A 23,960-nucleotide genomic window follows, 5' to 3' on the forward strand; every position below is an offset into this window, starting at 1 on the left:
AAAGGATCAACGATGATTGACAAGGTTGTTGCCAGCGCTGACGAAGCGGTCGCCGACATAGCCGACGGTGCATCGCTCGCCGTCGGGGGTTTTGGCCTGTGCGGGATCCCGGTGGCGCTGATAGACGCCCTCCACCGCCGCGGCACCACGGACCTGGAGACTGTCAGCAACAACTGCGGCGTGGACGACTGGGGCCTGGGGATCCTCCTCCGGGACGGCAGGATCCGCCGGACCGTCAGCTCGTACGTCGGGGAGAACAAGGAGTTCGCCCGGCAGTACCTCGCCGGCGAACTGGAGGTGGTCCTGACCCCGCAGGGCACCCTGGCCGAGAAGCTGCGCGCCGGCGGTGCCGGCATCCCCGCTTTTTACACCAAGGCGGGCGTGGGGACCCAGGTGTCCGACGGCGGCCTGCCGCAGAAATACGACGCCGACGGCGGCATCGCCGTCGCATCCCCGGCGAAGGAAGTGCGGAGCTTTGACGGCGTTGACTACGTCCTGGAGGAGTCGCTCACCCCGGACTACGGCCTGGTCCACGCCTGGAAGGGCGACCGCCACGGGAACCTGGTCTTCCACGCGACGGCCATGAACTTCAACCCGCTTTGTGCCATGGCGGGACGGATCACCATCGCGGAGGTGGAGGAACTCGTGGAGCCGGGCGAGCTGGATCCCGAACACGTCCACCTGCCGGGCATCTTCGTCCAGCGGGTGGTGGTGGTGCCGGAAGCCGAGAAGCGCATTGAGAAGCGGACCGTCGCCCTGTCCGCGGCAGCAAGCACCGGAACCACCGAACAGGCAGGAGCGTAGCCATGGACCCGAACAGCCCCCTGGCTCCCCGTCCCGAGGCCGTGCGACACGAATACCGCCGGGCCGCCTCCTCACACCCCGAGGGCAAGGGCTGGACCCGCAATGAGCTGGCCGCCCGCGTGGCCCAGGAGCTGAGCAACGGCCAGTATGTAAACCTCGGCATCGGAATGCCCACCCTGATCCCCAACTACATCCCGGCCGGCGTTGAAGTGGTCCTGCACTCCGAGAACGGCATCCTCGGGGTCGGCCCCTACCCCGGCGAGGACGAGGTGGATCCGGACCTCATTAATGCCGGCAAGGAAACCGTCACCGTCAACAAGGGCGCCGCGTTCTTCGACTCCGCGCAGTCCTTCGGCATGATCCGCGGCGGGCACGTGGATGTGGCCGTGCTCGGTGCCATGGAGGTGGCCGCCAACGGGGACCTCGCCAACTGGATGATCCCCGGAAAGATGGTCAAGGGGATGGGCGGAGCCATGGACCTGGTCTTCGGAGCCAAGAAAGTGATCGTCATGATGGAGCACGTGGACCGCAGCGGGAAACCGAAGATCGTGGACCGCTGCTCGCTGCCCTTGACCGGCAAGGCCTGCGTGGACCGCATCATCACCGATCTCGCCGTCCTTGACGTGACTCCCGACGGTCTGGTCCTGCGCGAGCTCGCCCCCAACGTGTCTGCGGAAGATGTAGCCGCGGCCACGGGTGCGGAGCTGTTCGAGGAAGACCAGGAACTCACCGTATGAGCGCGGTTTCGGCAGGCTCAACCAACGGCGGTGCCCGGGTCGTCGAGCAGCGCGGACTCTACTTCGAGGAACTCGAGGAAGACGTCGTTTACGCGCACCGCCCCGGCCGGACTGTCACGGAGGCGGACAACGTGCTGTTCACCACCATGACCATGAACACGCAGGGGCTGCACCTGGACGCGGCCTGGAGTGCGGGCCAGCCCTTTGGCCAGCGGCTGGTGAACTCCATGTTCACGCTGGCGACGGTGGTGGGGCAGTCCGTCGGGCAGCTGACCCAGGGCACCATCATTGCGCAGCTCGGGCTGACGGATGTCTCCTTCCCGCACCCGCTCTACCACGGGGACACGTTGTACACGGAGACCGTCATCACCAGTAAACGGCTGTCCGGGTCACGGCCGGGGCAGGGCGTCGTCACCATGCAGCACACTGGCTTCAACCAGGACGGAACGGTGGTGGCATCTGCCACGCGCAGCTGCCTGATGTGGACGCGCGAGGCGCATATAGAGGCGCAGCGGGGCAAATAATCGGACAATGACTGTATGACTTTCGTGATGGGTCCTGCCCTGCTCTTCTGCCCTGCCGACCGCCCCGAACGCTTCCAAAAGGCCGCCGAGCGCTCCGATGCCGTCATCCTGGACCTTGAGGATGCCGTGGCGGCGCCGGACAAGCAGCGGGCCCGGGGCGCGATCCTTGCCCAGCTCGGCGGCTCCGGCGACGCGCCGGAGCTCGACCCCAGCCGGACCATCATCAGGATCAACCCGGCCGGCACCGAGGACTTCGAGAAGGACCTGCATTGCCTGGCGCACACGCCTTACCGCACCGTCATGCTCGCCAAGGCAGAGAGCGCGAGCCAGCTCCGGGCCCTGCCGGACTTCCACGTGATTGCCCTGTGCGAGACGGCCGCGGGCGTAGTCCACGCACCCGCCATCGCGGCGGAACCCAACGTGGTAGCGATGATGTGGGGCGCGGAAGACCTGCTCGCCTCCCTTGGCGGCACCTCCAGCAGGAACGACGACGGCGGCTACCGCGCCGTTGCCCTGCACGCCCGTTCCGCTGTACTCCTGGCGGCGGGCGCAGCGGGCAAGCAGGCCGTGGACGCCGTCTACGTGAACATCCCCGACCTCGATGGGCTCGCCGCGGAAGCCCGGGACGCCGCTGCCTCAGGGTTCGGTTCCAAGGCCTGCATCCACCCCAGCCAGGTGGCCGCCGTCCGGTCCGCCTACGCACCCTCGGGCGAGGACGTGGCCGCTGCCACGCACCTGCTGGCGGCCGCAAGGGAAGCCGGTACCGGCGTGTTCCAGTACCAGGGCCGGATGATCGACGGCCCCATCCTCCGGCACGCCGAGTCGGTGCTCCGCAGGGCACGGTAGCCGGGTCCTTGCCCGGGAATAAATCTCCAGGAGCGGGACTTGAGTCAAGTACACTCAAGTTTCTATTGGAGGTTTAATGCCTACGTTTTTCGGGCCTGCCGGTTCCGGCAACGGTTCCTTTGATGAGTTCTTTGCCCGTTACCTTCAGGGCCAGCGGGCTGCCAGGTCGACGCGCCCCCGCGACCTCACCCGGCTGCTGAGCCGCCGTACCCACGAGGTGCTTGCCCACGCCGCCCGCTTCGCCACTGACCATGGTCACAGCGACGTCGACGCGCTGCACATACTCCGTGTCATGGTGCAGGACGAACCCGCCGCCGGTTACCTGCGGCGAGCCGGTGCTGACACTGCCGCGGTCGCCCAGGCGGCAGAAGACCGGCTGCCCGAAAAGTCGAGTGTGGCAGTGGACGGAACACCGGCCCTGACGCCGTCGGCCCAGCGGGCCTTGCTCGATGCCCACCAAGTCGCCCGTGCCTTCGGGTCTACTTACATTGATCCCGAGCACCTCTTCGTCGCCCTGGTCCTTAACCAGGAAGCACCGACAGGCCAGATCCTCATGGCCGCCGGCGTGACGCCCAAGTCCTTCCAGTCGGGAGCCACTGAAGCGGAGACCGATGGTGGATCGGCACCTGGATCAGGTTCCCCGGCCACCGGCCAGCCCTCCGCCGGGCCTGGCCCGGCGACGCCCACCCTTGACACCTACAGCACGGACCTCACGGCGCGCGCCAGTGAAGGCGCACTGGATCCGGTGATTGGGCGCTCGCAGGAGACCGAGCAAGCCATTGAGATCCTCGCCCGCCGAACCAAGAACAACCCGGTCCTGATCGGCGAGGCCGGGGTGGGCAAGACGGCTATCGTTGAGGGCCTGGCACAGGCAATTGCGGCGGGCGCGGTTCCCGAGCAGCTTCGGAACAAGCGCGTCATTTCACTGGACCTGCCTGCCATGCTCGCCGGAACCCGGTACCGGGGCGATTTCGAAGAGCGGCTCACGAAGGCGATGGATGAGATTAGCAGCCAGGCGGGCAGCATCATCCTGTTCATCGACGAACTGCACACCGTGATCGGCGCCGGCGGGGCAGGCGAGGGAGGCATGGATGCCGGCAACATCCTCAAGCCCCGCCTGGCACGGGGTGAACTTCATCTCGTGGGCGCCACGACGCTGAACGAGTACCGCAAGGTGGAGAAGGATCCGGCTCTCGAGCGGCGGTTCCAGCCCGTCCACGTCGGTGAGCCTGGCATCGAGGACGCCATTCAGATCCTGGCAGGGCTGAGGGGACGGTACCAGGAACACCACGGCGTGGAGTACACCGACGCCGCCGTCCGGGCAGCAGTCGAGCTGTCCGCACGGTATGTCACCGACCGCTTCCTGCCGGACAAGGCCATTGACCTCATCGACCAGGCGGGAGCGCGGCTGAGCCTGCAGCGCGGTACAGGTGACATGAATGTTCTGCGCGAACAGCTCGCTGCCCTTGAGGAATCAAAAAATGCTGCCGTCGCTGACGAGCGGTTCGAGGAGGCCTCGCGGCTGCGGGACGAAATCGCAGCCACGAAGGAGAAGATCAGTGCGGGAACGGCGCCCGGTGCCGTCCCTGCAGTTGTTGACGAAGCGGGTATCGCCGAGATCATTTCCAGGTCCACCGGAATTCCGGCAAGCCGGATCACCGAAAATGACCGGGAACGGCTGGCCAAGCTGGAAGCGGAACTGCATGAGCGGGTCATCGGGCAGGACGACGCGGTGACGGCCATCGCCAAGTCCGTCCGCCGCAACCGCACCGGCATGGGCACGGAGGGCAAGCCGATCGGCAGCTTCCTGTTCCTCGGGCCCACCGGCGTCGGCAAAACCGAGCTGGCCAAGGCGCTGGCCGGGTCCCTGTTCGGCAACGAGAACGCGCTAGTCCGCTTCGACATGAGTGAGTTCGGCGAGCGGCACACCGTCAGCCGGCTGGTCGGTGCGCCCCCTGGCTACGTCGGCTACGGCGAGGCGGGCCAGCTTACCGAGAGGGTGCGGCGGAATCCGTACTCCATCGTGCTGCTGGACGAGATTGAGAAGGCCCATCCGGACGTGTTCAATCTCCTGCTCCAGGTTCTGGACGATGGGCGTCTGACCGACGGGCAGGGCCGAACGGTCGACTTCCGCAACACTGTGGTCATCATGACGTCCAACCTGGGGTCCGAGTTCCTCGCCAGCAAGACAGGCCCGGCGGGATTCGCCATCCGGGCCAGCGAAGGGGATACCGGTTCGGATGCAGCCCTGCGCGGACGAGTGATGGCCCGGCTGCGTGAATCGATGCGGCCGGAGTTCCTTAACCGCCTCGACGAGGTCGTCCTGTTCCGCAAGCTTGACCAGGCGCAGCTGCGCCAGATCGTCCGGCTCATGCTGAACGGAACGGAGGCCCGCCTGAAGGTGCAAGGGATCGGCTTTAGCGTAACCGAGGAAGCAGTCGACTGGATCGCCGAACGAGGCTACGAACGGGAATACGGTGCACGTCCCATGCTGCGCGTCATTCAGCGCGAGGTGGACGACCGTATCGCCGACCTGCTGGTCGCGTCCGGACTGCAGCCGGGCGGAAGCGTCACCGTGTCCGCGGAGGCTGGTCAGCTCAGCGTAACCTCGGGCGCTGTGTTGCCCCTGGCGGCGTAGTCAGTAAGCTGCCGGCCGGGGCGGGTGCGGAGCGCCGGCTCCGCACCCGCCCGGCCGGCCGCTTTCCTGCAGGCGGCTATTTTCCTGCCCGCAGGGAAATGGGCGGAATCGCCTCATAGAGCGGCGTCCGGATCCAGCGCTGGCCGGTCTCCCGGAACTCCGCCCGGGTGGCGAAACGGTACAGGTAAGTGCGGGCGCGCACCCAGCGGGGGCGTTCGCCGTCGAACGGGTCATGGCGCAGCAGCCCCAGCATGGCCGCGTCAGCTTCGAGCAGCTTGCCCAGGAAGGCGTAGAACCATTCCTCGTGGACCGTGCGCAGGGGCAGGAACCACATAAGCCAGTCCAGCCGCAGATGGTAGGGCGCCCACTGTCGTGGCAGCCGGTGCACCTCGCCCGGCTTTCCCTTGAAACCGTATTCGCGCCAGTCTGCCGCCTCGTCCGGCTCCTCGTCCAGGGTGCCCTCCACTGCCACTTCGATGCGCTGCTTGGTGACCGTGCCGAATGCGCCGTACGTGTTCACCAGTTGCCAGCGGTTAAAGCTGGCGTTCATCAGCTGGTACTCGGAGAACAGATTGCGGATGGGCCAGTAGCTGAGGACCACCAGGAGCAGGGACGCGGCCAGCGTAATGACAAGCCACCAGAGCGGTGTCTCCCCGGTGGTGTGCCATTCCAGCGGAAGGACCGGCAGCACCGCATGCGCCACGGGATCGCTGACGCCGGCGAAGGCCAGCACAATCGCAATCCAGTTCAGCCACGCAAAATTGCCGCTGGCCACCAGCCACAGCTGGGTGAAGATGATGATGCCCGCCGCAATACTGCCCAGCGGCTGCGGCGCGAAGAGGAAGAACGGCACCACCAGCTGGGCGAAGTGGTTTCCCACCACCTCCAGCCGATGGAATGGCTTCGGCAGCAGATGCGCCTGCCGGCTGAGGGGGCCGGGCATCGGCTGGGTCTCATGGTGGTAGTACAGTGCGGTGAGGTCGCGCCACTCCCGGCCGCCACGGATCTTGATCATGCCGGCACCAAATTCCAGGCGGAACACCAGCCAGGCCACGAGGATCAGGATGGTCCTGGGCGGATCGGTCTGGTCCGATCCCAGGAACGCCACGGTGAAGCCGGCCTCCAGGAGCAGCATCTCCCAGCCGAACCCGTAGAACGTCTGGCCCACGTTGACCACGGACATGTACAGCAGCCACAAGGACAGGAACGCGATCAGCGGCAGCCAGGGCGGGCCCAGCTGGGGGAGGCCGAGGACCAGGACTCCGGAGATGGCGAGCCCCACTGTACAGACGGCCCGCAGCAGCCGGTCCGAGTAGCGCCAGCGGAACAGTGTAGGCCTGCGCATCCGGCTGAAGGCCTTCAGATAGTCCGGAACGGGAAGCAGGCCGCGCTCGCCGAGGAGCGCAGGAAACTGGTTGAGGGAGGAGAGGAACGCAACGAAATAGAGTGCGGCGACCCCGCGCTGCAGCACCTGCCGGGCGAATTCGTAGTCCGGCGCATCGAACCATGCGGCCCAGTCCACGGGCACCACGTTACCCCGGCGCGGATGGGCGTCAAGGTGCGGCAACCTACCTGCGCAGCCTGCCTGCGCCGGTCCGCCCGTCCGCCGGCCACCGGTGGTGCGGGATACTTAAGCCATGCAGACTTCCGGCTCCAGCCGTCCAGACAGCCAGCCGCGCACCATCGTCATCCTCGGATCCACCGGTTCCATCGGCACCCAGGCGATTGACGTCGTCGACGGCGCCCCCCACCTTTTTCAGGTTGTGGCGCTGAGCGCCGGGGGCGGCAACCTCGAACTCCTCGCCCGGCAGGCCGTGCACACCCGCGCCGCCGCCGTCGGCATCGCCGAAGGTGATCCCCGGCGGCTCCGGGACCTGATCAGCGACGCCGCCCGGACAGCCGGGCTGGGGCAGTACCGGCCTGAGATCATCGCCGGTCCCGACGCCTCAACCAGGATCGCCGCCGTGAAGGCGGACGTGGTGCTCAACGGCATCACGGGCTCGATCGGATTGGCGCCCACGCTCGCCGCGCTGGAATCCGGCGCCACCCTGGCGCTCGCCAACAAGGAATCCCTGATCGTTGGCGGCTCGCTGGTCAAGGCCGCCGCCGCGGAGGGACAGATCGTGCCGGTTGACTCCGAGCACTCCGCCATCGCCCAGTGCCTGCGCTCGGGGACCGCCGCGGAGGTGGACAGGCTCATCCTGACCGCCTCGGGCGGACCGTTCCGCGGCCGCACGCGCGAACAGCTCTTCGACGTCACGCCGGAGGAGGCGCTGGCCCACCCCACCTGGGACATGGGCCTGATGGTCACCACCAACTCAGCCAGCCTGGTGAACAAGGGCCTCGAAGTCATAGAGGCGCACCTGCTGTTCGACATCCCCCTGGACCGGATCGACGTAGTGGTCCATCCGCAGTCCGTGATCCACTCCATGGTGCAGTTCGTGGACGGCTCCACCATCGCCCAGGCCTCCCCGCCGGACATGCGCCTGCCGATTGCCCTTGGCCTGGGCTGGCCGGACCGGGTCCCGAACGCGGCCACGCCCTGCGACTGGACCCGGGCCGCCAGCTGGACGTTCGAGCCGCTGGACTCCTCCGCATTCCCCGCCGTGCGGCTGGCCAAAGAGGCGGCAAAGCAGGGAAGCACCTACCCCGCTGTGTTCAACGCCGCCAATGAGGAAGCAGTCACGGCTTTCCATGCGGGCAGGATCCGGTTCACGGACATCGTGGACACCATCGAGGCCGTCCTCGGCGAACATTCGGGTTCCTCCGGGCTAACGGTCGGATCCGTGCTGGATGCTGAGAAGTGGGCACGTGCGCGCACCCACGAACGTTTAGCAGTGAGCAGTCTCTAGGAAGCAGCAGATCTGAAGCATGAGTCCCGTTATCCTCTTTATCCTTGGTGTCGTCTTTGTGGCGGTCGGCATCGCGGTGTCCATTGCGCTGCATGAGGTGGGCCACCTGGTACCCGCCAAGCTGTTCAAGGTGCGCGTCACCAAGTACATGATCGGCTTCGGCCCCACGCTCTGGTCGACCAAAAAGGGCGAAACCGAGTACGGCTTCAAGGCGCTGCCGCTGGGCGGCTACGTCTCGATGATCGGCATGTACCCGCCCAACAAGGAGGACGGCTCGGTGCGTCCGTCCAGCACCGGCATGTTCCAGACGCTGGCCAGCGAGGCCCGCTCCATGGCCCATGAAGATGTGGGGCCGGGGGACGAGAACCGCGTGTTCTACCGGCTCCCGGTCTGGAAGAAGATCATCATCATGCTGGGCGGTCCGGCAATGAACCTGCTGATCGGCCTCGTGCTCACGGCCGTGCTGCTCATGGGGTTCGGCATCTCCGAGCCCACCACCACCATCGCCGACGTTTCCAAGTGCCAGGTCAAGGCGGGGGAGACGGTCGATCCGAACTCCGCCGACTGCAAGCCGACTCCGGCCGCTGCCGCCCAGCTCAAGCCAAACGACGTCATCACCGCCTTCGACGGAAAAACCGTGACCAGCTGGGACCAGCTCACGGGCTGGATCCGCGCTTCGGCGGGCAAGGAAGTGTCCATCACTGTGGAGCGCGACGGTTCCCCGGTGACCAGCACCGTCACCCCTGTTCTGTCGGCACGCCCGGTCGTCGGTCCGGACGGGCGCCAGGCAAAGGACGACGCCGGGACCCTTCTGTACCAGGACGTCGGCTTCCTGGGCATCGGTGCGCAGACCGCCCTGGTTCCCCAGCCAGCGTCGTCCGTCCTGCCCATGGCGGGGGAGAACATCAAACAGGTTGCCGGGGTGGTCCTCAATCTGCCGGCCCGGGTGGCCGGTGTGGCCAAGGCGGCGTTCAGCGAAGAACCCCGCGACCCCAACGGCCCCATCAGCGTGGTGGGCGTGGGCCGCGTGGCGGGCGAGGTGGCCGCCATGGAGGAAGTGCCTGCCCAGGCCCGGCTTGCCGCCTTGGTGGGACTGCTTGCCGGGCTGAACTTTGCCCTGGCCGTCTTCAACCTGATCCCGCTGCTTCCGCTTGACGGCGGCCACGTGGCCGGCGCACTCTACGAGGCAGTGCGGCGGCGGGTGGCAAAGCTATTCGGCAAACCCGACCCGGGCGCCTTCGACATCGCGAAACTGCTGCCGGTGACCTACGTGGTGGCGGCGCTGCTGATGGGGATGGGTGCGCTGCTGATCTATGCGGACATCGTGAAGCCGGTGAATCTCTTCGGCTAGTTCCCTCGTATTCAGCTTAGAATGGCTGATTACCGAAAATCAGCTCTAAATGATTGATTTACCAATATAAGCCGGATACGGTTCATCTCATGTACGTTCTGACCATCGACCAGCGGGGCAGCACCGGCGACGTGGACCGCGTGCCCGAGCTCCTCAGGGACCTCGGCAGCCACCTCGGTGTCCGTTTTGAACGCTCGGTCGGCGACGAAGTGCAGGGCGTCCTGCAGGACCCTGCCCTTGTGGTCGACGTGGCCCTGCACGCCCTCCGAAGCGGGCACTGGTACGTCGGAATCGGCGTCGGCCCGGGGGACCTGCCGCCAGACGCGAGTCCGCGTGAAGGGTCCGGCCCCGCCTTTGTGGCTGCCCGCCGGGCAGTGGAGCGTGCCAAGTCAGCCGCGAGGCACGTCCCCGCCGCCGTGGTCGCGGGGAGCCGGGAGCACGAGGCTGCCGTGGCGTGCGCCAACGCGGAAGCGGTGCTGCGGTTGGTCGGAGGCCTGGTGCAGGCGCGGACCGAAGCCCAGTGGCGGGTGGTGGATGCCCTCCGTGCGAAGAGCGGTGTAGCAACCGACCAGGGCTCCGGGCGCACCGGACTCCAGAAACAGGTGGCGAGGGAACTGGGAATCACCGAACAGTCGGTGAGCCGGGCCGTCATCCGGTCCGGTTGGCAGGAAGAATGGGCGGCAAGACCGGCGGTGGAAATGCTGCTGGCAACCGCCCACCGCCTCATCCTGGAGAACCACATCCCCGGGACTCAGGAAGGCGACGACAACCGAGGAGAAGCGTGAACGCAGTCTGGATCGCAGCCGCCCTGCTGACGGCCGGATTCGTGGGCTGGCCTGTCACGGCCCTGGTTTTCCGGCTGGCCCGCACCATCGACGACAAAGCCGACGCCGCCGCCAGCGCAGGCAGGGACGGCGCCGACGACCCCTCGGCCGACGTGACGGTGGACAGCCCGGCCTCGGTGGACAGCCCGGCCGCAGGGGACAGGGTGAACACAGTGAACGGCGACATCACGGTGGACGCTGGTGGTGCGGCCGCGCCGGAAGCCGGAGGCGAGGCGTCGGCCAAACGGATCCTCCGGGGCGGGGCCATCATCGGGGTGCTTGAGCGGCTGGCAGTCTGCCTCGCCATTCTGGCCGGGCAGCCCGTGGCAATCGCCTACGTGGTGGCCATAAAAGGCCTGGGCCGGTTCGCGGAACTCAAGGAAACGCCGGTGGCCGCGGAGAGGTTCATCATCGGCACCCTGGCCTCCATGCTGTGGGCGGCGGGAGTTGCGGCCTTCACGAAGGTCGTGCTCCTCGGCTAGCCCGGCCGCGGGATAGGGTATCTCTATGACTGTTTTTGCTGTTGAGTACGTATACGACGCCGAGTCCTCCGAAACGCGAGCGGCCGCCCGCCCCGCCCACCGCGAATGGACTGCAGGACTCGCGCAGGACGGCAGGCTTCTGGCCAGCGGACCCTACGGCGACGGCGCAGGCGCCCTGCTCATTTTCAAGGCGGCCGACGAAGCCGCACTCAACGAGATCCTCCGGCAGGATCCCTTCGCGGCAGCGGGCGTCATTTCCGGCACGCGAACCACCGAATGGGCACCCGTGACCGGTCTCCTGGCTGAGCACGCAGCCTAGCCGCCCCGCACCACCGATTTTCGAATTCAAGGAGTCCACGTGACCTCGGTCAGCCTGGGAATGCCATCCGCACCACCGCCCGTCCTTGCCCCGCGACGCAAGACGCGGCAGATCAAGGTGGGCTCCGTCGGCGTCGGTTCCGACTTCCCCATCAGCGTGCAGTCGATGACCACCACGCCCACCACGGACATCAACGCCACCCTGCAGCAGATTGCCGAGCTGACGGCCTCCGGCTGCGACATCGTCCGCGTGGCGTGCCCGTCCGCCGATGACGCGGAAGCGCTTCCGATCATCGCCCGGAAATCGCAGATCCCGGTCATCGCCGACATCCACTTCCAGCCGAAGTACGTCTTCGCGGCCATCGAGGCAGGCTGTGCTGCGGTGCGCGTCAACCCGGGCAACATCCGCAAGTTCGACGACCAGGTCAAGGAGATCGCCAAGGCGGCCAAGGACCACGGCACGTCCATCCGCATCGGCGTGAACGCAGGATCGCTGGAACCGGGCATCCTGAAGAAGTACGGCAAGGCCACTCCGGAAGCTTTGGTCGAATCCGCGGTCTGGGAAGCCTCGCTCTTCGAGGAGCACGGCTTCCACGACTTCAAGATCTCCGTGAAGCACAATGACCCGGTGGTCATGGTGGCGGCCTACGAGATGCTCGCCGAAAAGGGCGACTGGCCGCTGCACCTGGGCGTCACTGAGGCCGGCCCCGCCTTCCAGGGAACCATCAAGTCGGCCACAGCCTTTGGCGCTCTCCTCTCGCGCGGCATCGGCGACACCATCCGCGTGTCCCTGTCCGCCCCTCCCGTCGAGGAGATCAAGGTGGGCAACCAGATCCTGCAGTCGCTGAACCTGCGCCCCCGCAAGCTGGAAATCGTCTCGTGCCCGTCCTGCGGGCGCGCCCAGGTGGACGTCTACACCCTTGCCGAGCAGGTCACCGCCGGCCTCGAGGGAATGGAGATCCCGCTGCGCGTCGCGGTCATGGGCTGCGTCGTCAACGGTCCGGGCGAAGCGCGGGAAGCTGACCTCGGCGTCGCCTCCGGCAACGGCAAGGGCCAGATATTTGTGAAGGGCGAGGTCATCAAGACTGTCCCCGAGAGCCAGATTGTTGAGACACTGATCGAAGAGGCCATGCGTATCGCGGAAGAGATGGGGGAGGCCGATGGCGAAGATGCTGTCAAGGGTAGCCCCGTGGTTAGCGTCTCATAAGGACGGCGCCGCGCCGGACGGTGCGACCGTCCGGGTACTGGGCCTTGCGGACACCCGTCAACTGCGCGAACTGGCAGAAAGCGATCCCGTCGCCAACGTGTTCATCCTGGCGCATTTGGAGTCAACAGACTCTGCCGCGCCCACCCCGGGCGGGGCCAACGTCCTGGGCGTTTTCGACGACGACGTGCTGGTTGGCGCCTGCTGGGCAGGCGCCAACCTGGTCCCCGTCCAACTGGATCCCGAGCTGGCCGGACCGGTGGCCGTTGCGGCCCACCGCTCCGGGCGCCGGTACGCGTCGATCTTCGGACCGGCCGGAACGGTGCTTGCGCTGCACAGCCGGCTGGAGGAGCTGGGCCACGTGGCCCACGAAGTACGGCCGGACCAGCCGCTCATGACCATTTCCGGCCCCCCGGCCGTTGAACCGAACTGGGAGCTGGGGTACGGGCAGTACGCAGATTTCGACGCCATCCTCCCTGCCTGTGCAGCGATGTTCGAGGAGGAGGTTGGCTACTCGCCCTACCTTGGCGGCCGCGACTTTTACAGCCGTCGGGTGGCAGGCCTGATCCGGCAGGGACACTCCCTGGTCCACCTGAAGGACGGCGAAGTCGTGTTCAAGGCCGAGCTGGGTGCTGTCACCGCCGAGGTTACCCAGGTGCAGGGCGTGTGGATGAACCCCAGCCACCGGGGACTCGGGCTGAGCGCCGGCTACATGGCGGCCGTGGTGCTGCTGGCCCAGAAAATGGCGCCCGTCACCAGCCTGTATGTCAACGACTACAACTCCCGGGCCCGCGCAACGTATGAACGTGTCGGCTTCCGGCAGGTGGGGACCTTCGCTACAGTTCTGTTCTAGCGGACGACCAGCCCCGCGCCAAAGTGGATTTGGAATCGGTGACGGCTATCACATAGGTTCGTCCTAACCGGGTTTTCGGACTCGGGTGGTCTCTCGAGAATTAGCGGCATGACCGGCCGCGGAGCCACGCCGCCACAGGGATGACCAGCCGTAAACGGCCAGGGGCTTCACCTGCGGGGCGTGGCTTTCCTGTTCAGTTCCAACAGGGCCCGCAACCCGTGCTGCTGCCCAGCCGGTACATTAGTACCCAGACAATCAGCACTTCCCCCAGAAACGGACACCTACCCGTGGTTCTTCGACTCTCCAAGCTTTTCCTGCGCACCCTGCGTGAAGACCCCGCTGACGCCGAGGTGGCCAGCCACCGGCTGCTCGTGCGCGCGGGATACATCCGTCGCGCGGCTCCGGGCATCTACACCTGGCTGCCGTTGGGACTGAGCGTGCTGCGCAAGGTGGAGCAGATCATCCGGGAAGAGATGGCCGCCATCGGCGCCCAGGAAGTTCACTTCCCCGCACTGCTCCCGAAGGAGCCCTACGAGGCGACCAACCGCTGGACCGAATACGGCGAAGGGCTGTTCCGGCTGAAGGACCGCAAGGGCGGCGACTACCTGCTGGCCCCCACGCACGAGGAGATGTTCACGCTGCTGGTCAAGGACCTGTACTCCTCGTACAAGGACCTGCCGCTGAGTATCTACCAGATCCAGAACAAGTACCGCGACGAGGCACGTCCGCGCGCCGGGCTGCTCCGCGGCCGTGAGTTCATCATGAAGGACTCCTACTCGTTCGACGTCGACGACGCCGGGCTGGACGCCAGCTACGCAGCCCACCGGGCGGCGTACCTGAAGATCTTCGAGCGGCTGGGCCTTGAAGTCATTCCCGTCACGGCCACCGCAGGTGCCATGGGCGGCTCCAGGAGCGAGGAATTCCTGCACCCCACCGACATCGGCGAGGACACCTTCGTGCGTTCGGCCGGCGGCTACACGGCCAACGTCGAAGCCGTGACCACGGTGGTTCCCGCGGACATCGACTTCACCAACGCCCCCGCCGCGGTGATCCGCGATACCCCGAACACACCCACGATCGACACGCTGGTGGCAGCCTCCAACGAACTCGTGCCGCGCAGCGAGGCCGACGGCGGCCCCTGGACTGCCGCTGACACGCTCAAGAACGTTGTTCTCGCCGTCACCCTGCCCACCGGGGAGCGCCAGATCGTGGTGCTCGGTGTCCCGGGCGACCGGGGTGTCGACCTCAAGCGCGTCGAGGCCAACATCGGTGCCTACCTTCCGGTCGCCGGCGAAATCGCCGTGGAAGCCGCCGGCGAAGAGGACCTGGCCCGCAACCCGCTCATCGTGCGCGGTTACCTCGGCCCGGGCATGTCGCTGGGCGCACCGCTCCTTGGCCTCGAAGGCGCAGCCAAGCTCCTGTACCTGGTGGATCCGCGCGTCGTCAGCGGCACGGCCTGGGTGACCGGTGCCAACATGGCGGGCAAGCACGTCTTCGGGCTCGTGGCGGGACGCGACTTCACGTGGGATGGCGTCATCGAGTGCACCGAGGTGCGCGCCGGCGACGAGGCCCCGGACGGCTCCGGACCGCTCGAAACGGCCCGCGGCATCGAGATGGGACACATCTTCGCGCTGGGCCGCAAGTACGCCGAAGCGCTGGAACTGAAGGTCCTGGATCAGAACGGCAAACAGGTGGTGGTCACCATGGGCTCCTACGGCGTGGGCGTCACCCGCGCCGTCGCCGCACTGGCTGAATCCAACCACGATGCCAAGGGCCTCGTCTGGCCACGCTCCGTGGCTCCGGCCGACGTGCACGTGGTGGCCGTCGGTCGCGGCGAGGAGATCTTCGCCGCCGCCGAGCAGCTCGCCCTCGAGCTTGAGGGCGCCGGCCTGGAGGTCATCTACGATGACCGTCCCAAGGTTTCCCCGGGCGTGAAGTTCGGCGATGCCGAGCTTGTGGGTGTGCCCACCATCCTTGCCGTCGGCCGCGGACTGGTGGACGGCGTCGTCGAAATCAAGGACCGGCGCAGCGGCGAGGCTGAAAACGTGGCCGTGGACAAGGCCGTTGACTACGTGGTCAACGCCGTCCGCAGCAACTGACCGCCTGCCCTCCCGGTGGTTTCGGGGTTTGAGTCGATCCAGCTCGCCACTATCGTCCTGATAGTGGTGGCTGGCTTCTCCGCAGGCTGGGTGGACGCCGTCGTGGGCGGCGGTGGCCTGCTGCAGCTGCCGGCGCTGTTGCTCGTCCCGGGGATCACCCCGGTGCAGGCACTGGCCACCAACAAGATGGGCTCCATTTTCGGCACCACCACCAGCGCCGTCACCTACTACGGCCGCGTCCGGCCTGATCTGCGGACGGCCGTGCCGATGGCCGCGATCGCGCTGGCGGGCAGCTTCGGCGGTGCGCTGCTGGCCACCCGGCTGCCGGCGGAGGTGTTCAAGCCAATCATCGTGGTGGCCCTCGTGGCCGTCGCGCTGTTCACCGCACTTAGGCCCGACGCCGGACACCTCACCGAACTCCGGCACGGCGGCCGCACGCACTACGTGGTGGCCTGCGCCATCGGCGCCGTGATCGGGTTCTACGACGGCCTCATCGGCCCCGGCACCGGATCCTTCCTGGTGATCGCCCTGGTTTCGGCGATGGGGTACGCCTTCCTGGAGGCCAGCGCCAAGGCGAAAATCGTCAACATGGCCACTAACGCGGGGGCGCTCATATTCTTCCTCCCGCACGGCTCCCTGCTCTGGGGAGTCGGACTGCTGCTGGGCGCGGCGAACATGGCCGGGGGCTACCTTGGCGCACGTACCGCCGTAAAGCAGGGGAGCAAGTTTGTCCGTGTCGTGTTCCTCGTGGTGGTTTTCGCCCTGATCGTCAAGCTCGCCTTCGACGTGTGGCAGGAGAACTTCGCCTGAGCTGGGTTCCCCGGCTGGGCCGGCTTTCCGGCGCAGCTGCCTTCTCGCGGGCGGTACCGGGACGGCGTAGCATGCCTCTATGTCAGCCGGTGCGAAACCTTACAGGGATGCGTTGGCTGCAGCCGTCCGGCATGCGACGCGCTGGCTGGAAAGCCAGCCCAGCCGCCGGGTTGGTCCGCAGCAGGCAGCCCGGGAACTCGCGGCGGCGTTCGACGGAGCGCTGCCACAGTCCGGCATGCCCCCGGCCGACGTCGTGGACTATCTGGCCAGCCACCCCGAACCGGGCCTCATGGCCATGCCCTCCGGGCGCTTTTTCGGCTGGGTCATCGGCGGTACCCTCCCGGCTGGACGCCGCGGGCCACTGGCTGCTGCAGCTGCTGGGTCTGCCCGAGGAATCCGACGTCGGCTTCGTCACCGGAACTACCATGGCCAATTTCGCCGGGCTAGCCGCCGCCAAGTCTGGCGGATCCCAGGGGTCGGGGCCGGCCCCGGTGCTGGTGTGCCTGCAGGCCGGAAACCTGCACTCGGGAGCCTTCGACCCCTTCACCGCAGCCACCGCCGTGTCCAAGGCACACGGCGCCTGGGTGCACGTGGACGGGGCCTTCGGACTCTGGGCTGCGGCCGTCCCGGAGCTCGCAGGGCTGACCGCTGGGGTGGAACGGGCGGATTCCTGGGCCACAGACGCCCACAAGAGTCTGAACGTCCCGTACGACTGCGGCGTCGTCGCTGTCCGGGATGCGCAAGCGTTGCGCAGCGCCATGGGGCTGAACGCCAGTTACCTCCTTCAGGATGCCGACGGCTCGGGTGATCCCAGCCAGCGGGTTCCGGAGCTTTCCCGCAGGGCCAGGGGAGTGCCCGTGTGGGCAGCACTGAAGTCCCTGGGCAGGGACGGCGCTGCGGGACAGATCCCGCCTTGCCACGTCCGCTGCCCAGCTCGGGGAACAGCTCAGGGTCATTGACGGTGTGGAAGTCCTGAACGACGTCGGCTACACCCAAATCTCCGTGGCCTTCGGCGACGACGCCCCAACCCGGCGTGTGGCGGAGCGGCTCATCGCCGACGGAAAGGTGTGGATGTCCGGTTCCCGTTGGCACGGCAGGGAGGTGGTGCGGATATCTGTCAGCAACGGGACCACCGACGCCGACGACGTCACCACCGCGGTGGAAGCGGTGCGGAGAGCCGTCGAAGCCGTCCGGTCGGGCGAGCCCTGACGGCCCTGTGCGCTTTGGGGCCTGTGCTCCTGGGGGTCCTACGACGGCGATGTGTTCATGGCATCCTCGCCGGGTTCGGGCAAGTCGTGGGCAGCCGGAAGCCCGTCCAGCGTCCGGCCGGCAAGTGTGCTGGCCACCCAAAGGGACCGGGCCATGTCACCGCCGTGGCCCGGCCTCGAGGCGTAATGCAAGGCGTTATCCACCTCCCGGGCAAGGCTCCACTGCCGGGCCACTTCCGGGTCCAGCCCGGCCGCGAGGCTGAAGTCATGGCACCGTGCCAGCAGCCCGCCGGCGGGATCCGATGCCGGCAGGTCCGGGATCCGGTTCCAAAGCACGGGAGCCACGGCGAACTCCGCTTCGCCCACCATCGGCTGCGGGTCGATGGCGGCAAAGCCGTCGGCGGCAGTATTCCGGACCGAATGGTTGCCTGCCGCATTGTTCGCCCGGGAGTCAGGCCTGGCCAGAATGTTGAGGTAGTGGAAGTCCGTATTGACCAGGACGTCCTCGGAGGAGCGGCGACCCACGGCGCCTCTGGTCTGGCAAACCTCGAGTGCTGCCTCCAGCAGCCACCGGGGAAACGGACGGCCCAGCTGTTCCCATTCGGCGGGCAGGTCGTCGCTCCACTGTTCCGCACGGGCGGCCACGTGCACGAATTCCTGCCACTGCGGCCGGGCGTCGGGCACGAGGCTCAGCTCCCGCATGAGCCCGCCCCACACCTCAAGGGCGGTATCCATCGGCTCTGTCCGGAGCGACGTGCCCGCGTCCAGGCGCTCAAGGAGCATTGAACAAGTTCCGGCGTCGGAGGCCAGCAACTTCACCGCGCCATGGCCGTTCCACAGCGCCAGCGCATGGCGTTCCACCAGGGCTTCGTCATGCGGAAAGGCCACCTTCAATGCTGCTGGCGATCCTGCCGCGCGGACCGGAACCACAACCGCGCCGTGCCCGCTCCACGGAAACGCTCCCGGTTCCAGATCAAGCTCAAGCTGCCACTGGTCGATCCGGCCGCGGATCATGTCGGGAAGGGACGCCAGCCATGCCCTGCCGGCGCTGCTGCGGGAGTAACGGCGCGTTAGGTCCAGGGGGATGGGAACGTCTGGTGGCCGGCTCACAGCCCCAGCGTAGTGGAGCTGGCCTTGCGGATCGGGGACGCGGGGAGGCTCCTGCCTGGACAGCTGCTGCTTGGACAGCTCCTGCCTGGGCGGCTCCTGGCACCGCTACACAATGCCGCTGGCGCCTAGCAGGTTGCCGATAGTGAACGTCGCAGCCAGGGCAACGCCGCCGCCCACCACTACGCGTGCCCCCGCCCGGGTTTTCGAACCGCCGCCAATCCACGCGCCCACGGCCCCCGTCACGGCCAGGGCCAACAGGACAGCTCCGAAAGTCACCGCAACCCGAATGTTCTCGGGAGGGAGCAGGATGGCCAGCATCGGCAGGATGGCACCCAGCGTGAAGGCGATGGCGGACGCGAAGGCGGCATGCCAGGGGCTCACGATGTCCTGTTCGTCGATATTGAGCTCCGCGGACAGGTGTGCCGCCAGGGCGTTGTGCTCTGTCAGTTCCCGCGCCACATTCTGGGCTGTTTCCTCGCTAAGGCCCTTGCTCCGGTAGATCGCGGCAAGTTCCAGCAGCTCCTCTTCCGGTTCCTCGGCAAGTTCGCGCCGTTCCTTCTCGATCAGCGCTTTTTGGCTGTCGCTCTGGCTGCTGACGGAGACGTACTCACCCAGGGCCATCGATACGGCACCGCCCACGAGTCCGGCAGCACCGGCCGCGAGGATGGGGCCGTTGTCACTGGTAGCACCGGCCACGCCCACCACAATCGCCGCGACCGACACAATCCCGTCGTTGGCTCCGAGGACACCGGCACGCAGCCAGTTCAGGCGGTGCACGAGGTCGTTACTGTGGGGCTCATTGGCGTGCTGACCCGCAGGGGGCAACGCAGACCTGTCCGCTGAATCCATGGCTCCAGCAAACCACTTTGCAGCGGCAGGCTGCCAGTGGCTGTCACCGGCCGGCCCGCGCTTAGGGTGCGGTGGGGGTTGCCGCTGCGCCGCCGTCGGTCTGGCGCGGCGAGGGCGCAGCCGGGTCCGGAAGCACCGGCAGGAGCGCGGTGTCCAGCACAATGCCCGGTACGGGGCCAGGATCGGACCCCCAGCGAATGGTCCGCTGGGCGGCCGCGACCAGCGAGCTGACAGCCCACCGCCGGGTCTCACCCTCACTCAGCGCCACAAGGTCGCCGTAGACCGGGAGCGTTCCTGCTTCGAGGCTGGCCAGTCCCGCAGCCGGCTTCTGCAGGAACGAGGTGCCAAGGGTGTAACCCGGTTCACGGGAAGGAACTGACACGCAAAGAGCACGGGTGTAGGCCTCGGCCTGGCCGACGAGGGTTTCATGCGTGGCCAGCAGGGCCCTCGCCTGGTCCGCTGCCGGCGCGGCCAGGCGGGTCAGCGCTACCTGGTAGCCGTAGACCGTCTCAACTTCTGTCTGGACTACCCGGTTCAGGGCGGCGGCGAGCGTGGCGCTGTCAGACGGGTCCGCTGTCTTGGTGGACTGGCCACTGTCGTTTGGCTGGGCGTTACCGCCGGCCTCGGCGCTGTTGCCCGATTCGGCGCTGTTGCCCGGGGAGCTGGTGACGGAGCACGCCCTGGCCGTGTCTCGCTGCGTTGTGACCGGCGCCGCGACGGCAGGCGGTGGGGTTCCCGCAACCTGTGCCAGCGTCGTCGCCTGAAGCAGTTGGGCGGTTCCTACCGCGGCGAGCAGGCGGGCCATCCCGCCGTCGGCCTTCTCTGCATGGGCGAGGCGTTCCTTGCCGCTCGTGGACAATGCTGCCACCAGCACGGGCAGCGTGGCCGGGCGCGGCGGTGCTGTCCCCGATGATGCAGCGGCGGAGGGACCAGCGGATCCCGGCGCCCCTGCCGTTGACTTTGCCCCTGCCGTTGAAATTGCGCCCGGCGCCGACGTGGCGGTGGCGCCGCCCGGAAGAAGGAGCGCCCGCGCCTGCGTAGTCAGCAAAGTCACAGTGTGCGAAAACAGCTGCCGCCGTGCACCCGACGACCCGTCCGCGAGCTGCTGGCTGGCAGCCCTTAAATCCAAGGTTTGAGCGAGGGCGGCGGCGCGCGCCTGCTCGGAGAATGGAGGAGCTGCCGGTGCAGGGGATTCCCCCGGAATCAGCGCAAAACCGAGGCTCAGCACCAGGAATGCGGAGAGTGCCAGCAGGCCATACCGGAGATAGCTGGCCGGCGTTCTTTTTCGCCCGCTGTCGTCATTCACAACAGACCATGTTGTCACGGCCGCGGGGAAGTCCGTGCACCAAGCCGCCCGGAAAATCGCTACGCTAGTACACACAACATCATCTAACGGGAGGCGGCCGGCATCGTGAGCAATGCAGAAGCCACGACTTCATCAGACCGGACCGACGCGGGAAAGGCTGAACCCGCGGCTGTCCACAATCCCGAGGCTGAGCGCCTCCGGGCGCTGCTGGAGCCCGCAGTCCAGTCGCACCGGCTTTACCTCGAGGATGTTGCCATCCACATCGCAGGTTCCAACCGCGTGGTCCACGTCGTGGTGGATCTGCCGCAGGAAGAAACGGGCGGGGTGAGCCTTGACGTCATCGCCGACATCTCCAAGGAACTCTCCGACATCCTGGACAGCGACCCCAACACGGACAGCCGTCCGTATGACCTTGAGGTTTCGTCGCCCGGCGTGGGGCGGCCGCTGACCGAGCCCCGGCACTGGCACCGCGCCCGCGGCCGGATGGTCGCGGTCAACGTGATCCAGGGCGAGAACGTCACAGGCAGGATCAGCTCCGTTGACGACGCCGGCGTGACCCTGGTTCCCGAAATCGCCGTGAAAAAGGGCATGAAGCCCAAACAGGGCGACCCCGTAAAACTTCCTTTCGACAAGATCCGCAGCGGAAAAGTCGAAATTGAGTTCAGCCGCCTCGACGAGGCCGGTCTGGAAACTGAGCACAATGGACCTTCTGAGGAGGCCTGATGGATATTGACATGAGCGCGCTGAGACTCCTGGAGCGTGAGCGCGAAATCCCGCTGGATCTCCTCATTCCCACGATCGAGCAGGCCCTGCTGGTCGCCTACCACAAGTCGCCGGGCGCCTTCGAGAAGGCCCGCGCGGAGCTGGACCGCAAGAGTGGCCACGTGACCATCTGGGCCACCGAGATCGACGACGACGGTGCACCCATCGGTGAGTTCGAGCACACGCCGGCCGGGTTCGGCCGCATCGCCGCCAGCACCGCCCGGCAGATCATCCTGCAGCGGCTGCGCGACGTTGAGGACGACAACGTCCTGGGCGAATTCAAGGGCCGCGAGGGTGAACTCGTTGCCGGGCTGATCCAGCAGGGCAACAACCCGCACATGATCCAGGTCAACCTCGGCGCCGTGGAAGCCCTGCTTCCGCCGCCCGAGCAGGTGCCGGGGGAGAAGTACATCCACGGCAACCGGCTGCGCGCGTACGTCATCGACGTGCACCGCGGTACCAAGGGCCCGTCCATCACCCTGTCCCGTTCGCACCCGGGCCTGGTTCGGAAGCTTTTCGAACTGGAGGTCCCCGAGATCGCCGATCGCTCCGTGGAGATCGTCGCCCTGGCCCGCGAAGCCGGGCACCGCACTAAGATCGCTGTCAAGGCAAACACCCAGGGCATCAACGCCAAGGGTGCATGCATCGGCGAAATGGGCTCGCGTGTACGGGCGGTCATGACCGAACTGAACGACGAAAAGATTGACATCGTTGACTTCAGCGAGGATCCGGCCACCTTCATCGCCAGCGCATTGTCGCCGTCGCGTGTGAATTCAGTCACCATCACCGACGAAGCCACCCGCTCGGCCCGCGTCGTTGTGCCGGACTACCAGCTCTCCCTTGCCATCGGCAAGGAGGGTCAGAACGCCCGCCTCGCCGCCAAGCTGACGGGGTGGCGCATCGATATCGTCTCCGACGCCGCCGCTCCCCGCGGTTAGCGCTGCGCCGGGCAGGACTCAGACCGTCCGGCACAAGTCCAGACCTCGACCGATCTGCCCGCCCCCGCGGCGGGCAGTTTCGGTTTCCCGTTTCGGGTATGGGGCCCGTCAGGGGCTAGAATAGAACGTGGCCGCGCCTAGCGGCCGGCATCAGCGTGTTCGTGCGCCCGGGTTCCTGCCGAAAGGCAGTGGCGGGTGGCCGGGCACGCAGATAGGTACAGGCAGGAAGATACTCGGCAGTGGCACACGTGCAACAACTCGGGAATCAGCCGCAGCGTACCTGCATTGGATGCCGGAAAAAGGGGCCGCGGTCAGAGTTGCTCCGGCTCGTCTCCGACACCGGCGGTTCGTCCGCCGTCGTGGTGGATGAACGACGCCGGATGGCTGGCCGGGGTGCATGGCTGCACCCCAGCGAAGCGTGCCTGGCCCTGGCGGTCAAGCGGCGAGCCTTCGGGAGGGCCCTCAACGGGGCAACCGGAACCGCCGCCGTCGAACGCCGGATAACGGCAGGAGCGCACGCTGCGGACGTCCCGGCGTCTGCAGTACCAACCGTCCAACCTGAAAGCGGGTCAGAAATCTGATGGAAACCCGATGAGTTCCCAGCGATGAGCGCGTAACGATGACAACTTTGTTGCGCTCTGCAATGGGCCTTTCAGCTGTAACCGCAGCGGGGGCCCGCAGTAAGAAGTAGACGGTTCGTGCCTGGCTCGGTGCGGACCGAGACAGGAGAAATGTGGCCAAGGTCCGCGTACATGAGCTTGCAAAAGAGCTCGGTATTACTTCCAAAGATGCAGTAACCAAACTGCAGGAACTGGGCGAATTTGTTCGCTCCGCCTCTTCCACCATTGAGGCCCCCGTGGTGCGGAAACTCCGCAACGCGTTCCCGGCTGCCGCCGCTTCGAAGTCCGAAGCCCCCGCCGCCGCCCCCAAGTCCCCGGCCAAGCCGGCGGAATCCCGACCCGCGCCGGCTCCCGGCCCCGCTGCCCCCAAGGCTGCGGCGCCTGCTCCGGCTCCCGCACCGTCACCGGCACCGGCCCCCAAGGCCGAGGCGCCTGCAGCTCCGGCTGCTCCCGCCGCCCCGGCAGCTCCGGCTGCCTCGACGCCTGCTGCGCCCTCCACTGGTGCCAAGCCGGGAGCGCGTCCCGCGCCCAAGGCAGAGACCCCCTCACGTCCGGGCGGCGCTCCGCGTCCCGGTGGCCCCCGCCCCGGCAACAACCCCTTCGCCACGTCCCAGGGCATGCCCCGCGGCCGCGGTGGAGACGGCGAACGTCCGCCGCGCCCGGGCAACAACCCGTTTGCAACTTCCCAAGGCATGCCCCGTCCCGGAGGCGGCCGCACTGATGGCGAGCGTCCCGGCGGTCCGCGTCCGGCAGCCGGTGCAGGCGGACCCCGTCCCGGTGCTCCGCGTCCCGGCGCTACGCCCGGCCCGCGTCCTGCGGCTGGCG

22 protein-coding genes and 1 pseudogene are annotated in these 23,960 nt (G+C 67.2%); 19 read left to right on the plus strand and 4 right to left on the minus strand.

What is annotated here, in order from left to right; genetic code table 11:
• The first annotated feature begins 12 nt into the window (after positions 1-12).
• From DBZ45_RS00665 to DBZ45_RS00685, 5 genes are all read left to right on the plus strand, one after another.
• The gene (locus tag DBZ45_RS00665; protein WP_111902064.1) at positions 13-804 is read left to right on the plus strand and encodes a CoA transferase subunit A; all 792 of its coding nucleotides are present in this window, start codon (positions 13-15) and stop codon (positions 802-804) included.
• A gap of 2 nt (positions 805-806) precedes the next feature.
• The gene (locus DBZ45_RS00670; protein ID WP_111902065.1) at positions 807-1,541 is read left to right on the plus strand and encodes a CoA transferase subunit B; all 735 of its coding nucleotides are present in this window, start codon (positions 807-809) and stop codon (positions 1,539-1,541) included.
• Positions 1,538-2,065, plus strand: a complete 528-nt coding sequence (locus tag DBZ45_RS00675; RefSeq protein WP_111902066.1) for a MaoC family dehydratase — start codon at positions 1,538-1,540, stop codon at positions 2,063-2,065. Before DBZ45_RS00670 ends, DBZ45_RS00675 begins: the two co-directional genes overlap by 4 nt.
• Before the next feature lie 15 nt (positions 2,066-2,080).
• Complete coding sequence (locus tag DBZ45_RS00680; protein WP_111902067.1) at positions 2,081-2,911, plus strand: HpcH/HpaI aldolase/citrate lyase family protein; 831 nt, start codon at positions 2,081-2,083, stop codon at positions 2,909-2,911.
• A 76-nt stretch (positions 2,912-2,987) separates the two neighbouring features.
• Positions 2,988-5,549 carry an ATP-dependent Clp protease ATP-binding subunit gene (locus tag DBZ45_RS00685; protein ID WP_111902068.1) on the plus strand — a complete coding sequence of 854 codons (2,562 nt, stop codon included), beginning with the start codon at positions 2,988-2,990 and terminating at the stop codon, positions 5,547-5,549.
• A 76-nt stretch (positions 5,550-5,625) separates the two neighbouring features.
• Here DBZ45_RS00685 and DBZ45_RS00690 read toward each other — a convergent pair whose 3' ends face one another.
• Positions 5,626-7,071 (minus strand): lipase maturation factor family protein, encoded by a 1,446-nt coding sequence (locus tag DBZ45_RS00690; RefSeq protein WP_111902087.1) that lies wholly within the window; start codon positions 7,069-7,071, stop codon positions 5,626-5,628.
• Positions 7,072-7,186: 115 nt separating this feature from the next.
• Here DBZ45_RS00690 and dxr point away from each other — a divergent pair, with 115 nt between their 5' ends.
• From dxr to DBZ45_RS00740, 10 genes and pseudogenes are all read left to right on the plus strand, one after another.
• Positions 7,187-8,401 (plus strand): 1-deoxy-D-xylulose-5-phosphate reductoisomerase, encoded by a 1,215-nt coding sequence (gene dxr, locus DBZ45_RS00695; RefSeq protein ID WP_111902069.1) that lies wholly within the window; start codon positions 7,187-7,189, stop codon positions 8,399-8,401.
• A gap of 19 nt (positions 8,402-8,420) precedes the next feature.
• Positions 8,421-9,752: a M50 family metallopeptidase gene (locus tag DBZ45_RS00700; RefSeq protein ID WP_111902070.1), complete on the plus strand. Its 1,332-nt coding sequence runs from the start codon at positions 8,421-8,423 to the stop codon at positions 9,750-9,752.
• Between the two features lie 89 nt (positions 9,753-9,841).
• The gene (locus tag DBZ45_RS00705) at positions 9,842-10,537 is read left to right on the plus strand and encodes a MarR family transcriptional regulator (RefSeq protein WP_111902071.1); all 696 of its coding nucleotides are present in this window, start codon (positions 9,842-9,844) and stop codon (positions 10,535-10,537) included.
• Positions 10,534-11,058: a hypothetical protein gene (locus DBZ45_RS00710; protein ID WP_111902072.1), complete on the plus strand. Its 525-nt coding sequence runs from the start codon at positions 10,534-10,536 to the stop codon at positions 11,056-11,058. The genes DBZ45_RS00705 and DBZ45_RS00710 overlap by 4 nt, the downstream gene beginning before the upstream one ends.
• Before the next feature lie 25 nt (positions 11,059-11,083).
• Entirely contained in the window at positions 11,084-11,377 is a 294-nt protein-coding gene (locus DBZ45_RS00715) for a YciI family protein (protein ID WP_111902073.1), read from the plus strand.
• A 39-nt stretch (positions 11,378-11,416) separates the two neighbouring features.
• Positions 11,417-12,583, plus strand: a complete 1,167-nt coding sequence (gene ispG, locus DBZ45_RS00720) for a flavodoxin-dependent (E)-4-hydroxy-3-methylbut-2-enyl-diphosphate synthase (RefSeq protein WP_003805892.1) — start codon at positions 11,417-11,419, stop codon at positions 12,581-12,583.
• On the plus strand, positions 12,546-13,433 hold the full coding sequence (locus DBZ45_RS00725; RefSeq protein ID WP_111902074.1) for a GNAT family N-acetyltransferase: 888 nt from the start codon (positions 12,546-12,548) through the stop codon (positions 13,431-13,433). The genes ispG and DBZ45_RS00725 overlap by 38 nt, the downstream gene beginning before the upstream one ends.
• Before the next feature lie 287 nt (positions 13,434-13,720).
• Positions 13,721-15,532 carry a proline--tRNA ligase gene (locus DBZ45_RS00730; RefSeq protein WP_111902075.1) on the plus strand — a complete coding sequence of 604 codons (1,812 nt, stop codon included), beginning with the start codon at positions 13,721-13,723 and terminating at the stop codon, positions 15,530-15,532.
• A gap of 15 nt (positions 15,533-15,547) precedes the next feature.
• Positions 15,548-16,342, plus strand: coding sequence for a sulfite exporter TauE/SafE family protein (locus tag DBZ45_RS00735; protein ID WP_111902076.1), 795 nt, complete (start codon positions 15,548-15,550; stop codon positions 16,340-16,342).
• Positions 16,343-16,421: 79 nt separating this feature from the next.
• Positions 16,422-17,551, plus strand: a pseudogene (locus DBZ45_RS00740) (pyridoxal phosphate-dependent decarboxylase family protein).
• Between the two features lie 38 nt (positions 17,552-17,589).
• On the opposite strand, the gene DBZ45_RS00745 reads toward DBZ45_RS00740, so the two are convergent.
• The 3 genes from DBZ45_RS00745 to DBZ45_RS22570 all read right to left on the minus strand — a co-directional run bounded on the left by DBZ45_RS00745 (position 17,590) and on the right by DBZ45_RS22570 (position 20,815).
• Positions 17,590-18,660 (minus strand): aminoglycoside phosphotransferase family protein, encoded by a 1,071-nt coding sequence (locus DBZ45_RS00745; protein ID WP_111902077.1) that lies wholly within the window; start codon positions 18,658-18,660, stop codon positions 17,590-17,592.
• A 105-nt stretch (positions 18,661-18,765) separates the two neighbouring features.
• Positions 18,766-19,509 carry a VIT1/CCC1 transporter family protein gene (locus DBZ45_RS00750; RefSeq protein ID WP_111902078.1) on the minus strand — a complete coding sequence of 248 codons (744 nt, stop codon included), beginning with the start codon at positions 19,507-19,509 and terminating at the stop codon, positions 18,766-18,768.
• A gap of 61 nt (positions 19,510-19,570) precedes the next feature.
• A complete protein-coding gene (locus DBZ45_RS22570) occupies positions 19,571-20,815 on the minus strand; it encodes a DUF4439 domain-containing protein (protein WP_146617420.1) in 1,245 nt (414 codons plus the stop codon).
• 105 nt (positions 20,816-20,920) lie between these two features.
• Here DBZ45_RS22570 and rimP point away from each other — a divergent pair, with 105 nt between their 5' ends.
• From rimP to DBZ45_RS00780, 4 genes are all read left to right on the plus strand, one after another.
• The gene (gene rimP / locus DBZ45_RS00765) at positions 20,921-21,538 is read left to right on the plus strand and encodes a ribosome maturation factor RimP (protein WP_111902081.1); all 618 of its coding nucleotides are present in this window, start codon (positions 20,921-20,923) and stop codon (positions 21,536-21,538) included.
• Positions 21,538-22,515: a transcription termination factor NusA gene (gene nusA, locus DBZ45_RS00770; RefSeq protein ID WP_111902082.1), complete on the plus strand. Its 978-nt coding sequence runs from the start codon at positions 21,538-21,540 to the stop codon at positions 22,513-22,515. Before rimP ends, nusA begins: the two co-directional genes overlap by 1 nt.
• A gap of 317 nt (positions 22,516-22,832) precedes the next feature.
• Entirely contained in the window at positions 22,833-23,096 is a 264-nt protein-coding gene (locus DBZ45_RS00775) for a YlxR family protein (RefSeq protein ID WP_440130482.1), read from the plus strand.
• A 152-nt stretch (positions 23,097-23,248) separates the two neighbouring features.
• Positions 23,249-23,960 (plus strand): translation initiation factor IF-2 N-terminal domain-containing protein (locus DBZ45_RS00780; RefSeq protein ID WP_190242951.1); only part of this gene is annotated, 712 nt, incomplete at its 3' end.

Source organism: Arthrobacter globiformis (assembly GCF_003261175.1).
Taxonomy (GTDB): domain Bacteria; phylum Actinomycetota; class Actinomycetes; order Actinomycetales; family Micrococcaceae; genus Arthrobacter; species Arthrobacter globiformis_A.

Excerpts from the sequence above, each read along its gene's own strand:
- DBZ45_RS00680 (WP_111902067.1), top strand. The coding sequence starts at position 2,081 with ATGACTTTCGTGATGGGTCCTGCCCTGCTCTTCTGCCCTGCCGACCGC.
- DBZ45_RS00750 (WP_111902078.1), bottom strand. The coding sequence starts at position 19,509 with ATGGATTCAGCGGACAGGTCTGCGTTGCCCCCTGCGGGTCAGCACGCC.
- DBZ45_RS00715 (WP_111902073.1), top strand. The coding sequence starts at position 11,084 with ATGACTGTTTTTGCTGTTGAGTACGTATACGACGCCGAGTCCTCCGAA.
- dxr (WP_111902069.1), top strand. The coding sequence starts at position 7,187 with ATGCAGACTTCCGGCTCCAGCCGTCCAGACAGCCAGCCGCGCACCATC.
- DBZ45_RS00665 (WP_111902064.1), top strand. The coding sequence starts at position 13 with ATGATTGACAAGGTTGTTGCCAGCGCTGACGAAGCGGTCGCCGACATA.
- DBZ45_RS00705 (WP_111902071.1), top strand. The coding sequence starts at position 9,842 with ATGTACGTTCTGACCATCGACCAGCGGGGCAGCACCGGCGACGTGGAC.
- DBZ45_RS00685 (WP_111902068.1), top strand. The coding sequence starts at position 2,988 with ATGCCTACGTTTTTCGGGCCTGCCGGTTCCGGCAACGGTTCCTTTGAT.
- DBZ45_RS00725 (WP_111902074.1), top strand. The coding sequence starts at position 12,546 with ATGCTGTCAAGGGTAGCCCCGTGGTTAGCGTCTCATAAGGACGGCGCC.
- nusA (WP_111902082.1), top strand. The coding sequence starts at position 21,538 with ATGGATATTGACATGAGCGCGCTGAGACTCCTGGAGCGTGAGCGCGAA.
- DBZ45_RS00675 (WP_111902066.1), top strand. The coding sequence starts at position 1,538 with ATGAGCGCGGTTTCGGCAGGCTCAACCAACGGCGGTGCCCGGGTCGTC.
- DBZ45_RS00670 (WP_111902065.1), top strand. The coding sequence starts at position 807 with ATGGACCCGAACAGCCCCCTGGCTCCCCGTCCCGAGGCCGTGCGACAC.
- DBZ45_RS00700 (WP_111902070.1), top strand. The coding sequence starts at position 8,421 with ATGAGTCCCGTTATCCTCTTTATCCTTGGTGTCGTCTTTGTGGCGGTC.